Below are 13,995 nucleotides of genomic sequence, written 5' to 3' on the forward strand. Positions count from 1 at the left end.
TGTAGTTTATTCCGGCTCGCCGGACAGGATGTTCCGATGGGCGGGATCGGCGATGCGGATCAACGCGGCGCGGCGCTCTGCCGGGCCCTTTCCGCGCAGGTCGGCCACGCCGTTTTCGGTCACCACCACGTCCACGTCGAATCGCCCGAGCGACACGGGGCCGGTGCCTGTCCCGGCGGGGACGATTCGGCTGACCCGGGATTTGCCGGCGGTCGCGGGCAGGGCGATGATGCGCAGGTCACTCGCGCCCCGAGCGCCGGCGGCGAAATCCGACGCGCCGCCGGGGCCCGAAACAGGGCCGCGCGGCGTCGCCTCGGCATGGACATTGCCCGCAAGGTCGACCTCGATGGCCGAGTTGACCGTCACTAGCGGGTCGATGCGCGCGAGAACCTCGATGGCATGGGTGTGCGACGGTGGGCGGAACGCGAACTCCGGTCGCGAGATGGCGCCGTAGATCCGGTCGGTCCCGATGGCGACGCCCGCTGTGATCGGGGCCTCGGGCCGCAGGGCGCCGGCCTCGAGCAGGTCCAGCGTGCTGTCGCCGATGAGGCCGGAATGAATCGCCAGATCGCGCTTGCCGGTGAGCCCCCGCAACACGGCCTCGGGGATGCGTCCGACCCCCGTCTGAAGCGTGGCCCCGTCGGGGATCAACCGGGCCACATGGGCCGCGATGGCCTGCGCGGTCGCGTCGGTGCCGGGATCTTGCTGCGGCAGGGGGCTTTCGGCCTCCACCACCGCGGTCAGGCGGTCGAACGGGATGCCCGGCGTGCCGCGCGTGGCGGGCAGGGCCGGGTTGATCTGTGCGATCAGCACCGGGACCTGCTGCCAGATGTCGGCAATGAAATCGGTCACCGGGCCGAAACTGCACAGGCCGTCCGCGTCCGGCGACGCCAGCATGACGACCGCCGCATCGGGCGGCGCGGCGCGCAGATGGGCGCCGATGTCGCGGTAGCAGAACGGCAGGTAGCGCACCTGGTCCGACGCCGCGTTCATCTCGGGCGTAATGAAGAAGGTCTCGATCCCTGCGCCGGTGTCCAGCACCGCGGTCAGATCGTTCAGGCCGGGCACGAAGATGCCGGTAAAGGTCAGGCCCGGCAGCCGGTGCCCGGCCCATGCGCCCCGCAGAACCGGACCATCCGTCGAGCATCCCGAGATCCAGACCCGCCCCGTCCGGGGCAGGCGGCCGGCGATCTGGTCGGCGGTGATCCGGTCCGGCGCCACGGCTCAGTCCACGAACTTGTGGAAGTCGGGCTTGCGCTTTTCGTTGAAGGCGTTGACGCCTTCCTTCGATTCATCGGTCGCGTAGTACAGCTTGACCGCGTGGAGCGCGAGGTTCGAGATGCCGCGGATGTTGTCGCTGTCGGCGTTGAACGACCGCTTGAGGAACGCGATGGCCGTGGGCGACCGTTCGGCCAGCGTATCGGTCCATTCGGTGACGGCGGCGTCCAACTCGGCGGCCGGGACCACCTTGTTGATCAGGCCCATCGCCTCGGCCTCGGCGGCGGTATAGGTCTTGTTGAGGAACCAGATCTCGCGCGCCTTCTTTTCGCCGACGGTCCGCGCCAGCAGGGCGGTGCCCCAACCGGCATCGAAGGACCCGACCTTGGGTCCGACCTGGCCCAGCTTGGCGGTGTCGGCCGCGATGGCCATGTCGCAAAGCGTGACCAGCACGTTGCCGCCGCCGATGGCAAAGCCGTTGACCCGCGCGATCACCGGCTTCGGCGTGTCGCGGATCAGGCCCTGGATCTCGTCGATGGGCAGGCCCACGACACCGCGTCCATCGTAATTGCCTTCGTGGGCCGACTGGTCGCCGCCGGTGCAGAACGCCTTGTCACCCGCGCCCGTCAGCACGATCGAGGCGACGTCCTTGTCGTTGCCCGCCAGGTGAAAGGCCGTGATGAGCTCTTCCAGCGTCTGGCCGCGGAAGGCGTTGTAGACCTTGGGGCGGTTGATTGTGATCCAGGCCGCGCGGCCCTTCACGTCATACAGGATGTCGGTGAATTCGGGGATCTTGCTCATTGCTGGGCTCCTCCTGCTAGCGTTTCGTCTGCCCCGTGGGGCGTTTCTTGTAGATTCCGTTGGTGCGGGCGACCGGCTGACCGTTCACCCGCATCATGCCCTGGAAGAAGGTGAGGGATTTCGTGTCCCGCGTCACCTCGGGCGTCGCCTCGACCCAGTCGCCCGCCTGCACGGGGGCAAGAAAGTCGATGCCCAGCGTGATCGTCGGCGCCGCGCCCGAGAAATTGCCGACCGCAAGCGCATAGCCCTGCATGTCGGCGAAGACGGCGAGGATGCCGCCATGGCATGTCCCCGCCGCGTTCATGTGTCGGTCGAGGGCGCGAAAGCCGATGACCGCCCGGCCTTCGTCGATGAAGAACGGGCCGTTGAAGCGTTCCGCCTCGGTCGCGTTGTCCAGCGGGCGGAACCCGGCCGGCGGCGCCGCGTCCTGATCGGTCGCAGCCGCCATCAGATCATGTTCATCCCGCCCGAGACCGAGATGGTCTGGCCGGTGATGTATGCGGCATCGCCAGAGCCAAGGAAGGCCACGATGCCCGCGTAATCCTCGGGCTCGCCCATGCGGCGCAGCGGAATGCCGCGGACCATGGCGTCCTTCCATTTCTGCGCCTGCTCGCCTTCGCCAAGGACGGTCTGCATCATCGGCGTGTTGGTCGGGCCGGGGCAGACGGCATTCATGAGGATGTTGTTGCGCGCCAGCTCGCGCGCCACGGACTTGGTGAAGGCGATGATGCCGCCCTTGCAGGCCGAATAGACCGCCTCGGTCGAGGTGCCGACCCGCGCCGCGTCGGAAGCGATGTTGATCACGCGCCCGCCGCCCCGTTCGACCATGCCCGGCAGCACGGCCTTGTGCGTGTTGAGCGGGCCCGACAGGTTGATCGCAATGATCTTGTCCCACAGGTCCTTTTCGGTGGCAAGGAACGGCGCCGGCTTGTCCCAGCCCGCGTTGTTGACCAGCATCCAGGTCGGTCCGACCTCGTCTTCGGATTTCGCCACGGCCGCGTTCACCGCGTCCTGGTCGGAAATGTCCACACTGTAGATCCGGACCGTTCCGCCATGGCTGGCGGCTTCGTCGACCGTGGCCTGCGAGGCGTCCGGGTTCATGTCGAAGATCGCGACATTCATCCCCTCTTGGGCCAGGCGCAAAGTGATCGCGCGTCCGATTCCCTGTCCGCCGCCGGTGACGATTGCGGTTTTCCCTTTAAGATCCAGCACGTTGCCTCCCTTTCATCCATGCAAGCGGGCCGCGTTGCGTCCCGCGATTTCGTCCGTTACCAAAATAATATGCTTGCGTACGGTACGCTTGCAAGGTTATTTTGGAAGAAACTTCGAAGGAGGCCATACATGTCCGCCAACAGCGTGAAAACGGCATCCGGTTACCTGCCCCTGTTGCGGTTCGACCGGAGCGTCGCGCGAAAGGAATTGCGCTGGTCCGGACTTGGCGGCAGCGGGAAGGGGCGCCGGGCGGTTGCCGGTTGGGACGAGGATGCCCTGACCATGGCGGTCGAGGCGGCGCGCCTGGCCATCGGCGAGGCCACGCCCGAGGGCGTGACCTTTGCCTCCACCTCCTCGCCCTTTGTCGACCGGTCCATGGCCGGGCTGGTGGCCGAGGCGCTGCATCTGCCCCCCGCGCTGGCCACGCAGGATACCGGCGGCTCGCGCCGCGCCGCCACCTCGGCGCTGATCCGGGCGCTGAGCGGCACCGGCACCGAACTGGTCGCCGCGGGCGAAAAGCGTCGCGCAACTGCGGGCACGACCCAGATCATGGCGTTCGGCGATGGCGCCGGCGCGGTCTCGGTCGGGCCGGGCGCGGGGATTGCCACCTGCCTGGCCACGGTCACGATCAACGCCGACCTGCTGGACATCGTCACCACGACCGAGCGCGGCACGCCCTACGAATCCGAAGCGCGCTTCGTGCGCGATGAAGCGGTGTCCGAGGTCTACGTGCCCGGCATCACGGCCGCACTGGACAAGGCCGGGCTGACCGGCGCCGACATCGCGCTTGCCGTCGTGCCCGAGCCGGTGGGCGGCACCTACCGCGCCGTTGCGAAACTGACCGGCCTGACCGCGCCCAATCTTTGCGAAGAGATTGCCGCAGCCGCAGGCGATCTTGGCGCGGCGATGCCGATCTTCGGTCTCGCTCTTGCGCTCGACCGGGCCAAGCCGGGCGAGCGCGTGCTGGTCGCAGGATTCGGCAACGGCTGCGACATTCTCGTGTTCGAAGTCACCGGGGCGGGCGACCGCTCTGCGACGGATGCGTTGGGGCAGGGGGCCGTGCTGTCCTCCCTCAGTCGGTTTCTGAACCTGGCCGGCGCGCTTGTCCTCGATTGGGGGCCGCGTGCAGAGGTCAATCAGAAAGTCTCTGCCTCAACGCTGCTGCGCCACGGGCGCGACATGCACGGCTTTGTCGGCGGTCGCGATGCCGGCGGGAACGTCCAGTTTCCCAAAACGCCGGTGCCGGTGCGCCCGGATGCGACCGGCCCCGAGGCCTACGAGGACGTCGTGCTGCGCGACGTGCCCGGCAGGGTCGCCTCGATCACGGCCGACCGGCTGAACTTCACCCCCGATCCGCCGTTCTATTTCGGGCTTGTCCAGTTCGAGAACGGCGCGCGGGTCACGATGGAACATTGCGACGTCGAAGGGCCGACCCCCGAGGTGGGCGAGTCGGTCCGCATGCGGTTCCGCATCAAGGCGATGGACCGCCAGCGCCAGTTCCGCACGTATTTCTGGAAGGCCGCGCCGCTGACGCGGCCGTCCCTGACCGAGGAGGGCTGAGAGATGGCCACAGGCATCAAGGACAAGGTCGTCCTTCTCGGCATGGGGCTGACCGAATTCGGCGAGCGCTGGAACATGTCTTCGGACGACCTGATGGTCGAGGCCTTCACCGAGGCATTGGCGGATGCGGGGATCGAGAAATCCGCGATCGAGGCCGCCTGGCTTGGCGCGGCGCTGGACGATGTGAACATCGGCAATTCGGCCATTCCGCTGGCCACGGCGCTGCGGCTTCAGAACATCCCGGTCACCCGGGTCGAGAACATGTGCGCCACCGGGACCGAGGCGCTGCGCGGCGCGGTCTACGCGGTCGCGGCCGGGGCCGTGGACGTGGCGCTTGCGCTTGGGGTGGAAAAGCTCAAGGACACCGGGTTCGGCGGCCTGCCGATCAAGACCAAGGGCCTCGCCAATGACCTGTGGATGCCCTACGGCTCTGCCCCCGGCACCTTTGCGCAGCTTGCCGGGGCCTATCGGGCCAGGCACGGGATCTCTTACGAGGATCTCAAGCGCGGCATGGCGCATGTGAGCTGGAAAAGCCACCAGAACGGCGCGCTTGCCCCCAAGGCGCATCTGCGCAAGCCGGTCGACATGGACACGATACTCAACGCGCCGATGATCGCGGACCCGCTGGGCCTTTACGATTGCTGCGGGGTCTCGGACGGCGCAGCCTGCGCCATCGTCACCACGCCGGAAAAGGCCAGGGCCCTCGGCAAGGCGCTGGAGGACCTGGTGGCGGTCAAGGCGATGCAGATCTGCACCTCGCACGGGTGGGAAAACGCCTATGGCGAATGGGACGGCGCCTCGGTCCGCAATACCCAGATCGCGGCCAGGCGCGCCTATGACGAGGCCGGGATCCGGAACCAGAAGGCCGATATCGGCGTCGCCGAAGTCCACGACTGCTTTTCGATCACCGAGCTTGTCACGATGGAGGACCTCGGGCTCTCGGACGCGGGGCGCGGCGCCTACGATTTCCTGGACGGGGTCTATGACCGCGACGGGGCGATTCCCGCGCAGGTGGACGGCGGGCTCAAGTGCTTTGGCCATCCGGTCGGGGCAAGCGGTCTGCGCATGGCTTACGAGGTCTATGCGCAGCTCACCGACAGGGCCGGCCAGCGGCAGCTGCGCGACGTGAACTTCGGATTGACACACAACCTCGGAGGCCAGCCGTCCAACTCGGTGTCCTCGGTTTCCATTTTTGGGCGGCTCTAGGGAGGAACGCATGGCTGGACGCTGGTACGACCAATTCACCGTCGGCGAGGTGATCGAACACGAAACCCGCCGCACCGTCACGGAAAGCGACAGCATCCTGGTCACGACGCTGACGATGAACCCGGCGGCAATCCACCTGGATTACGATTATTGCGAGGGGACCGAATTCGGGAAGCCGCTGGTCAACTCGATCTTCACGCTTGGGCTGGTGATCGGCCTGTCGGTCGGCGACACGACCCTGGGCACCACCGTGGGCAACCTCGGCTTTAAGCAGACGACCTTTCCCAAGCCGGTCTTTTATGGCGACACCATCCGCGCCACGACAGAGGTCGTCGAAATGCGCGAAAGCAAGTCGCGGCCCACGCAGGGCATCGTCACCTTCATCCATCGCGGGCTGAACCAGCGGGGCGAGGTGGTCTGCGAATGTCATCGCCTCGCGCTGATGATGAAGGAACCGGCATGAGGCTCACCTCGCTCCTCTTTGTTCCGGCGGATTCCGAGAAGAAGTTCGAAAAGGCCAAGGGGATCGGCGCGGACGGGCTGATCCTCGATCTCGAAGACAGCGTGGCCCCGCCCAGCAAGGTGGCGGCGCGCACCGGCCTCTCGGGTTGGATCGACGCGGCCAATGCGCCGCGCGACTGGGGCTTCTGGGTCCGGGTCAATCCGCTCGACACCGGCATGACCGCGGACGATCTGGCCGCTGTCGTGCGGCCCGGTCTCGACGGGATCGTGCTGCCCAAGGCCAATGGCGGGCAGGATGTCGCGACCTTGTCCGACATGATCGACCCGCTCGAGGCGGCGGCGGGCATGGACCCCGGCACGGTGAAGACCATCGTGGTGGCCACCGAAACGGCGGCGGCGATGTTCAACCTCGGCTCCTACGCGCCGGCCCATCCGCGTCTTGCCGCGCTCACCTGGGGCGCCGAGGACCTGGGCGCGGTGGTCGGCGCGACCGCCAACAAGGGCCCCGACGGAGACTGGACGCAGCCGTACCAGCTGGCCCGGTCGCTGTGCCTGTTCGCGGCCGCCAATGCAGGCGTCCCCGCGCTGGATACGCTTTATGCCGATTTCCGCGACGACGCGGGGCTGAGGGCCGCCTGCCGCATCTCGCGGCGTGACGGGTTCCTGGGTCGTCTTGCGATCCATCCGGCGCAGGTCGCCGGGATCAACGCGGCCTTCGCGCCGTCGGACGATGACGTCGCTCTCGCCCGCCGGATCGTCGCGGCCTTCGAGGAAAACCCGGATCTCGGCACCATCGGGATCGACGGGAAAATGTACGACATACCGCACCTCAAGACCGCCCGCCGCACGCTGGCGTCAGTGCGCGAGCAATAGGGAGGGATCATGAAATACGCATCCGCTGAAGACCGCGAGGAAATGCTCGACTCGATCCGCGAGGGCGTGCGCGGTGTCGTCAAGAAGTTCGGCGACGACTACTGGCTCGACCGCGACGACGACGGGAAGTTCCCGCACGAGTTTCACAAGGCGATGGCCGATGCCGGCTGGCTGGGCATCACCATGCCCGAGGAATACGGCGGCGCGGGCCTTGGCGTGTCCGAGGCGGCCGTGATGATGCACGAGGTCGCGGGACATGGCGGCGGCATGGCCGCGGCCTCGACCGTTCATATCAACCTGTTCGGCCCGCACCCGGTGGTGGTGTTCGGAACGCATGAACAGAAGTCCGAATGGATCCCGCGCCTGGTGTCGGGCGCGGACAAGGTGGCCTTCGGCTTTACCGAACCTGACGCGGGGCTCAACACGACCCGGATCAAGACCTTCGCGGAAAAGGTACCCGGCGGCTACCGTGTGAACGGCCAGAAGGTCTGGACCTCGACCGGGCAGGTGGCCTCTAAGATCATGTTGCTGACCCGGACCACCAAGTACGAGGACTGCAAGAAGCCGACCGATGGCATCTCGATCTTCTACACTGATCTCGACCGCGATCACATCACGGTCCAGCGCATTCCCAAGATGGGGCGCAAGGCGGTGGATTCGAACGCGATCTTCATCGAGGACCTGTTCATCCCCGATGAGCACCTGATCGGCGAAGAGGGCAAGGGCTTTTCCTACATCCTGCATTCGCTCAACCCCGAACGGGTGCTGGTCGGCACCGAGGCCGTCGCCATCGGGCGGGATGCGCTTGGTCGCGCTGCGAAATATGCCAAGGAGCGTGTCGTCTTCGACCGTCCCATCGGCCAGAACCAGGGCATTCAGCATCCGCTTGCGGAAAAATGGATGTACCTGGAAAGCGCCTGGCTGATGCTCGAGAAGGCCGCGCAGCTTTACGACGCAGGCAAGCCTTGCGGGGCCGAGGCGAATGCCGGCAAGTTCCTCGGCGCCCGCGCGGGGTACGACGCGGCGTTGCAGGCGGTGCTGACCCACGGCGGTTTCGGCTACGCCAAGGAATACCACGTCGAGCGGTTGCTGCGCGAAGTCACCGTCACGCGGATCGCGCCGGTCACCGAACAGCTCATCCAGTCGTTCATCGCCGAAAAGGTGCTGGACCTGCCCAAGTCTTACTAGGGCAAACGAAATACGAGGGAGGACACCATGGGTCTCATGGATGGAAAGGTCGTTCTGGTCACGGGAGCGGCGCGCGGGGTCGGCCGGGCCGTGGCCCTTGAAATGGCCCGCGCCGGGGCACGTGTCGTGGTCAACGACCTGGGCGTTTCGCTCAAGGGCGACGACCACAGCGACACCCAGCCCGCCGAAGAGGTGGTCCGGGAAATCAAGGCGATGGGCGGCGATGCCATCGCCAACTTCGGATCGGTCGCAAGCTGGGACGATGCGCAGGAGATGGTCGCGCTGGCCATGGACACCTTCGGACGCATCGACGGGGTGATCAACAACGCCGGAAACCTGCGCGACGTGCTGTTCCACAAGATGACCGAGGACGATTTCGACGCCGTCATCGGCGTGCACCTGAAGGGGTCGTTCAACGTCTCGCGCGCCACCGCGCCGCATTTCAAGACGCAGGCGAGCGGCACCTATGTCCACATGGCCTCGACGTCCGGCCTGATCGGCAACCTGGGCCAGGTCAACTACGGCGCGGCCAAGCTCGGCATCGTGGCTATGTCCAAGCTGATCGCGATCGACATGGAACGCTTTGGCGTGCGCTCGAACGCGGTCGCCCCCTTTGCCTGGACGCGGATGGTCAGCTCGATCCCGGCGGATACGCCCGAGCAGCAGAAGCGTGTCGAGGGGCTCAAGAAACTGATCCCGGAAAAGGTCGCCGCGCTGTGCGTGGCGCTGTCGTCGGATGCCGCGCAGGGCGTCTCGGGGCAGGTATTTGGATCGCGCAACAATGAGATCTACCTGTTCTCGCAGCCGCGTCCGATCCGCACCGCCCACACGGCCGAAGGCTGGACGCCCGAGGCCATCGTCGAGCGGGTTTTCCCGCAGTTCGAGAACGACTTCTACCCGCTGCACAAGTCGGGCGACGTCTTTACATGGGATCCGGTCTGATGGCTTTCGATGCGCAGCGACTGCTGGACTGGACCTTCGGCGAGCAACGGCAGAGTTACGACGCCCGCGACGCGATCATCTACGCGCTCGGGGTGGGCCTGCCGATCACACCGGGTGAAAGTGACGACCTCGACTACCTGATCGAGGACCGGCTCACGGTCCTGCCGTCCTTTGCCGTGACACTGGCGACTCCGGGCATGTGGCCCAAGGAACCCGCGCTGGAGATCGTCTGGGAAAAGGTGTTGCACATGGCGCATGCCGTGACCTTCCACACGGCGCTGCCACCGGAAGCCGAGGTCGTCAGCACGGCCCGCGTCACCAGAATCTTCGACCGTGGGGCGGAGAAAGGGGCGGTTTGCTATCTTGAACGCGATGTCACCGATGCGACGGACGGCACGCTCTATTCGACGATCCTGCAAACAGTCGCCCTGCGCGGCGAGGGCGGGTTCGGCGGTGATCCCTTGCCGCGCGCCGCGCGTCCGGTGATGCCTGATCGCGCGCCTGACCACGCCGAAACCGTGGTGACGTCCGACCGGTCTGCGCTGATCTATCGGCTGTCGGGCGACCTCAACCCGCTTCACGCCGATTACGACGCGGCAAGGCGCGGCGGGTTCGACCGTCCGATCCTGCACGGCCTCGCCTCTTACGGCACGGCCTGCGCGGTCATCCTGCGGGCCTTCTGCGACGGCGATCCGACGCGGATGAAGACCCTGAACCTGCGCTTTGCGGGCGTGGTCATGCCCGGCGACCGGCTGGATTTCTTCAGCTGGAAAGATGGCGACCGTGTCCTCTTCGAGGTGCGGGTGGGCGAGCGCGTGGTGATCGACCAGGGTGTCGCAGACCTGGCCTGACCGTCAGTCCACCAGCATCCGGCGCAGGCGAGCCGTCTCGCCTGCGTCCAGCCCGACCACGTTGGACAGGTAGGGCCCGAGCCCGTCGAACCGCATGTCGATGGCGTCCAGCGCCGTGGCCAGGTAACTGGCGTCGGCGCTGATCACCGGGATGAGAACCTCTTCGCGCACCTCGCCGAAATCGACGCCTTGGTCGCGGGCGACAAACCGTTGCTTGAGCGCGGCATGGGCTTCGTTCGTTCGCAGGTAGTCGTCGAAGATGTCGTCACGCGACACGCCGGCCAGATCAAGCAGCAGCGCAACGGCCAGCCCGGTGCGGTCCTTGCCCGCCGTGCAATGGATGGCGAAGGGCCTGTCCTCGGCCAGCAATGTGCGGAAACAGGTTGCAAAAACGCCTGCGAACATCTCGGGAAAGGCGGCATAGATCGCCCGCATCTCATCGGCCGAGGCTTCGGCCGTGCTCGCGGGGTCGGCCAGCACCGCACGCAGATCGCCCGATCGGATCTGGTGGCGCTCTTCGAACACCTGGAACCCGTCGCGCGCGATCAGTGGCGAGGGGCGGCGCGCCTTTTCTCCATCCGAGCGCAGGTCGAAGACCCGCGTCACGCCGAGCGACGCCATCCGGGCCGCCCCGCTGTCACTCAGCCTGTCGAACGCGCCGGAGCGGAACAGGAAATCCTGCCGGATCCTGCCACCGGTTGCAGGATAGGGCGCCACCGCCCGAAAATTGAGAAAACCTTCGGTCATGCCCATACGTCTCACTTCGTTCGGCGCCGTGCCGCTTGTCGTGCAAAGTCGTTCCTCGCCCATGATCGCATTATTGTTAGCTAGATTACAATACGGATATTGACATTCTTGCCCAACTGTCGAGGATGGGCCCGCACGAGGAGGAGCCTGACATGATCGACTGGATCAAGACCGCGCCGGAAATCACGGATCCCGGATACCAGCCGAATGACGACCTGCGTCACCGACCCGAGCCGGGCGGCAAGATGCGGGATTCCCTTTTCTGGCAGCTCATGATGCCCGAACAGGAGCTTGGGTTTCAATGCTACCTCTACCTCGCGGGCGACGGGCGTGCCGGGTTCAACCTGATCCTGTGGGGCACCGACCGCAAACCCCACGTGATCGAACTCGTCCAGGACAGCGTTCCGGACGACATGGATTTCGACGACTTCCGGCTCGAGGGGTTGCACGTCCGGCAGCCCGCCGACCAGAAGACCGCGCGGATCAGCTACGAATCGGACAAGATCAAGCTCGACTACAGCTTTGAAGGGTTTCACGATCCGTTCTCCTACCGCTCGAACCCCGACGGCCTGCCGGACTGGTTCGCCAGGAACCGGCTCGAGCAATCGGGCTGGGTCAAGGGTTACATCGAATACGACGGCAAGCGGATCGACCTCGACCGGATCGGCCATCGCGACCATTCCTGGGGCACCCGCCACTGGCAGGCGCCGCAGCACTGGAAATGGCTGGTGGCCTATACGCCGGACGCCAGCCGCATCGTCAATGCCTGGATCTGGCAGGCCAAGGGCGCCTGGGGCGTCGGCGGCTACGTCATCCGCGACGGCGAACTCGTCCCCATCGCCGAGGTGAAACAGAACGCCACCTTCGACGACGACATGACCCAGCGTTCGGTCTCGGTCGAGATCACCGACATGCGCGGTGGCACCTGCCTGCTGACGATGGAGCGCTACGGGCTTGTCAAACTGCCCACCGGAGGCCGTCACGCCACGATGATCATGGAGGCCGCCTGCCGGGCCCGGATCGACGGCCGGGACGCCGCCGGGCAGTTCGAATGCCAATGGCCGCAAAGCTACCTCGACGCGATGATCGACCTGAACAAGCGTGACCAATGAGCTGGGCCTGGGACGACACGACGCTGGCCGCACTCGAGCGGTTCCTGGAGGCGCATGACCTCTCCGGAGGGGCGCCCGATCCCAGGCCGATCGGCGACGGGCATTCGAACCTCACCTACCTGATCCGGGTCAGGGACGGTCACGCCGTGCTGCGCCGGCCGCCGCCGCCGCCGATCCCGAAAGGTGCGAACGACGTGCTGCGCGAGGCGCATGTTCTGACCGCGCTGGCGGGCACCGACGTGCCAACCCCAAAGGTCTTTGCCGTCGCCCAGGCGGGCGAGGTGCTGGACGTGCCGTTCTACATCATGGCCCACAAGCCCGGCCATGTGATCACCGACAGGCTTGTCGATCCCTTCGGCCCGGGCGACCAGACGATCATGGCCCACGCGATGATCGACGGGCTGGCGGCGCTGCACGCGGTCGACTGGCGCGCCTGCGGTCTCAAAGGCTACGGACGGCCGGAGAATTTCAACGCCCGCCACCTCGGTCGGCTCGAAGGACTGATGGCCCTCAACGACAGCCCGCCGGGCTACCTGACGGACATGGCGGCCTGGCTTCACGACCGGGTGCCACCTGAATCCGGCGATGCCATCGTGCACAACGACTATCGCCTCGGCAACGTGATCTGGGCGCCCGACGCGCCGCCGCGCCTTGTCGCCGTGCTGGACTGGGAACTGGCCACCATCGGCGATCCGCTGCTGGACCTCGGCTACACGATCTGCTGCTATCCCGAGCCGGGCGAGGTGCTGAACCCGACCCAGGAGCTGTCGGCCGCCTTCCTTCAGGGCCCGGCCCCGACGCGCCAAGAGCTGGTCGAGCGCTATGCCCAGAAGACCGGGCGCGACGTGTCGGGCCTTGCGTGGTATGCCGCGATGGCGGCGTGGAAACTGGCGGTTCTTTACGATTACCAGCACCGTCTGGCCGCGGACCCCTATTACCGCGATCCGACGCAGGCGCCGCGCTTCATCGCCAGCGCCGAAGCCTTCGCAAAGGGAGTCTGACCATGGCCGACCCGCTTCTGATCGACCTGTCCGACGGGATCGCGACGCTGACCCTGAACCGGCCAGAGGCGCTGAACGCGCTGACCGGCGCCTTGCGCCACCAGCTGGTCGACACGCTGGCGTCATTGGACGCGCGTGAGGATGTCCGCGTGATCGTGCTGACCGGCACCGGCCGCGCCTTCTGCGCCGGTCTCGACGTCAAGGAACTGACCGCCTCGGGCCGCAACGTGTCCGAAAACGTCGATGCCGACATCGGCGCGGCGATCACCGCGTTGAAGACCCCGATCATCGCCGCGATCAACGGGCTGGCCGTCACCGGCGGGTTCGAGATCACGCTGGCCTGCGACATCGTCATCGCCGCCGAAAGCGCCTGGTTCTGCGACAGCCACGCCAAGATCGGCCTGATGGCCGGATGGGGCCTGTCCCAGCGCCTGGCCCGGACCATCGGCCCTTCGCGGGCCAAGGACATCTCGCTCACCGCGCGCAAGGTGCCGGCGTCCGAGGCACGCGAGCTGGGTTTCGTGACCCGCATCGTTCCGGATGCGGACCTGCCCGCAGCGGCCCGCGCGCTTGCCGCCGAGATCGCGCAATGGCCCCGGGCGACCACGCGCCAGATCAAGCGGCAGATCGACGGGGGCTTCGGGATGACCCTGACCGAGGGCCTGGCGTTCGAGCGGCGCGAATCCGTGGCCTTCAATGCCGGTGTCACCATCGGCGCTGACAAATCCGGCGGCTGAGCCGAAGAAAACCAAGGGAGTCCATGCTGATGAAGGTGCTGGTACCGGTCAAGCGGGTGATCGACTACAACGTGAAGGTTCGCGT

Annotated in this window: 15 protein-coding genes; 10 read left to right on the plus strand and 5 right to left on the minus strand. The window is 66.5% G+C overall.

Annotated features, from left to right (window positions below; translation table 11 throughout):
• Nucleotides 1-6: 6 nt before the first annotated feature.
• From MF270_RS16035 to MF270_RS16050, 4 genes are read right to left on the minus strand one after another with little or no spacing between them, the layout of a single operon-like run.
• The gene (locus MF270_RS16035; protein WP_238366918.1) at nucleotides 7-1,221 is read right to left on the minus strand and encodes an acetyl-CoA hydrolase/transferase family protein; all 1,215 of its coding nucleotides are present in this window, start codon (nucleotides 1,219-1,221) and stop codon (nucleotides 7-9) included.
• 3 nt (nucleotides 1,222-1,224) lie between these two features.
• Nucleotides 1,225-2,019, minus strand: coding sequence for an enoyl-CoA hydratase-related protein (locus MF270_RS16040; RefSeq protein WP_238366919.1), 795 nt, complete (start codon nucleotides 2,017-2,019; stop codon nucleotides 1,225-1,227).
• A 16-nt stretch (nucleotides 2,020-2,035) separates the two neighbouring features.
• On the minus strand, nucleotides 2,036-2,467 hold the full coding sequence (locus MF270_RS16045; protein ID WP_238366920.1) for a PaaI family thioesterase: 432 nt from the start codon (nucleotides 2,465-2,467) through the stop codon (nucleotides 2,036-2,038).
• Nucleotides 2,467-3,231 (minus strand): glucose 1-dehydrogenase, encoded by a 765-nt coding sequence (locus MF270_RS16050; protein ID WP_238366921.1) that lies wholly within the window; start codon nucleotides 3,229-3,231, stop codon nucleotides 2,467-2,469. Before MF270_RS16050 ends, MF270_RS16045 begins: the two co-directional genes overlap by 1 nt.
• 129 nt (nucleotides 3,232-3,360) lie before the next feature.
• Here MF270_RS16050 and MF270_RS16055 point away from each other — a divergent pair, with 129 nt between their 5' ends.
• From MF270_RS16055 to MF270_RS16085, 7 genes are read left to right on the plus strand one after another with little or no spacing between them, the layout of a single operon-like run.
• Nucleotides 3,361-4,791: a hypothetical protein gene (locus MF270_RS16055; RefSeq protein ID WP_238366922.1), complete on the plus strand. Its 1,431-nt coding sequence runs from the start codon at nucleotides 3,361-3,363 to the stop codon at nucleotides 4,789-4,791.
• 3 nt (nucleotides 4,792-4,794) lie between these two features.
• Nucleotides 4,795-5,997: an acetyl-CoA acetyltransferase gene (locus tag MF270_RS16060; RefSeq protein WP_238366923.1), complete on the plus strand. Its 1,203-nt coding sequence runs from the start codon at nucleotides 4,795-4,797 to the stop codon at nucleotides 5,995-5,997.
• 10 nt (nucleotides 5,998-6,007) lie between these two features.
• Nucleotides 6,008-6,460, plus strand: a complete 453-nt coding sequence (locus MF270_RS16065) for a MaoC family dehydratase (RefSeq protein ID WP_238366924.1) — start codon at nucleotides 6,008-6,010, stop codon at nucleotides 6,458-6,460.
• Nucleotides 6,457-7,332 carry an HpcH/HpaI aldolase/citrate lyase family protein gene (locus MF270_RS16070; RefSeq protein WP_238366925.1) on the plus strand — a complete coding sequence of 292 codons (876 nt, stop codon included), beginning with the start codon at nucleotides 6,457-6,459 and terminating at the stop codon, nucleotides 7,330-7,332. The genes MF270_RS16065 and MF270_RS16070 overlap by 4 nt, the downstream gene beginning before the upstream one ends.
• A gap of 9 nt (nucleotides 7,333-7,341) precedes the next feature.
• Entirely contained in the window at nucleotides 7,342-8,520 is a 1,179-nt protein-coding gene (locus tag MF270_RS16075; protein ID WP_238366926.1) for an acyl-CoA dehydrogenase family protein, read from the plus strand.
• Between the two features lie 27 nt (nucleotides 8,521-8,547).
• On the plus strand, nucleotides 8,548-9,462 hold the full coding sequence (locus tag MF270_RS16080; RefSeq protein ID WP_238366927.1) for an SDR family NAD(P)-dependent oxidoreductase: 915 nt from the start codon (nucleotides 8,548-8,550) through the stop codon (nucleotides 9,460-9,462).
• Nucleotides 9,462-10,313, plus strand: a complete 852-nt coding sequence (locus MF270_RS16085; RefSeq protein WP_238366928.1) for a MaoC/PaaZ C-terminal domain-containing protein — start codon at nucleotides 9,462-9,464, stop codon at nucleotides 10,311-10,313. Before MF270_RS16080 ends, MF270_RS16085 begins: the two co-directional genes overlap by 1 nt.
• 3 nt (nucleotides 10,314-10,316) lie before the next feature.
• On the opposite strand, the gene MF270_RS16090 is transcribed toward MF270_RS16085, so the two are convergent.
• Nucleotides 10,317-11,060 (minus strand): tyrosine-protein phosphatase, encoded by a 744-nt coding sequence (locus MF270_RS16090; RefSeq protein WP_238366929.1) that lies wholly within the window; start codon nucleotides 11,058-11,060, stop codon nucleotides 10,317-10,319.
• Between the two features lie 152 nt (nucleotides 11,061-11,212).
• Between MF270_RS16090 and MF270_RS16095 the strand changes: the two genes are divergently transcribed.
• The 3 genes from MF270_RS16095 to MF270_RS16105 are packed head-to-tail and all read left to right on the plus strand — an operon-like array spanning nucleotide 11,213 to nucleotide 13,910.
• Complete coding sequence (locus MF270_RS16095; protein ID WP_238366930.1) at nucleotides 11,213-12,172, plus strand: DUF7064 domain-containing protein; 960 nt, start codon at nucleotides 11,213-11,215, stop codon at nucleotides 12,170-12,172.
• Nucleotides 12,169-13,173, plus strand: coding sequence for a phosphotransferase family protein (locus MF270_RS16100; protein WP_238366931.1), 1,005 nt, complete (start codon nucleotides 12,169-12,171; stop codon nucleotides 13,171-13,173). The genes MF270_RS16095 and MF270_RS16100 overlap by 4 nt, the downstream gene beginning before the upstream one ends.
• A 2-nt stretch (nucleotides 13,174-13,175) precedes the next feature.
• The gene (locus MF270_RS16105; RefSeq protein ID WP_238366932.1) at nucleotides 13,176-13,910 is read left to right on the plus strand and encodes an enoyl-CoA hydratase-related protein; all 735 of its coding nucleotides are present in this window, start codon (nucleotides 13,176-13,178) and stop codon (nucleotides 13,908-13,910) included.
• Nucleotides 13,911-13,995: the final 85 nt, after the last annotated feature.

Origin of the sequence: Mesobacterium pallidum (genome assembly GCF_019966535.1) — a bacterium.
Lineage (GTDB): Bacteria > Pseudomonadota > Alphaproteobacteria > Rhodobacterales > Rhodobacteraceae > Mesobacterium > Mesobacterium pallidum.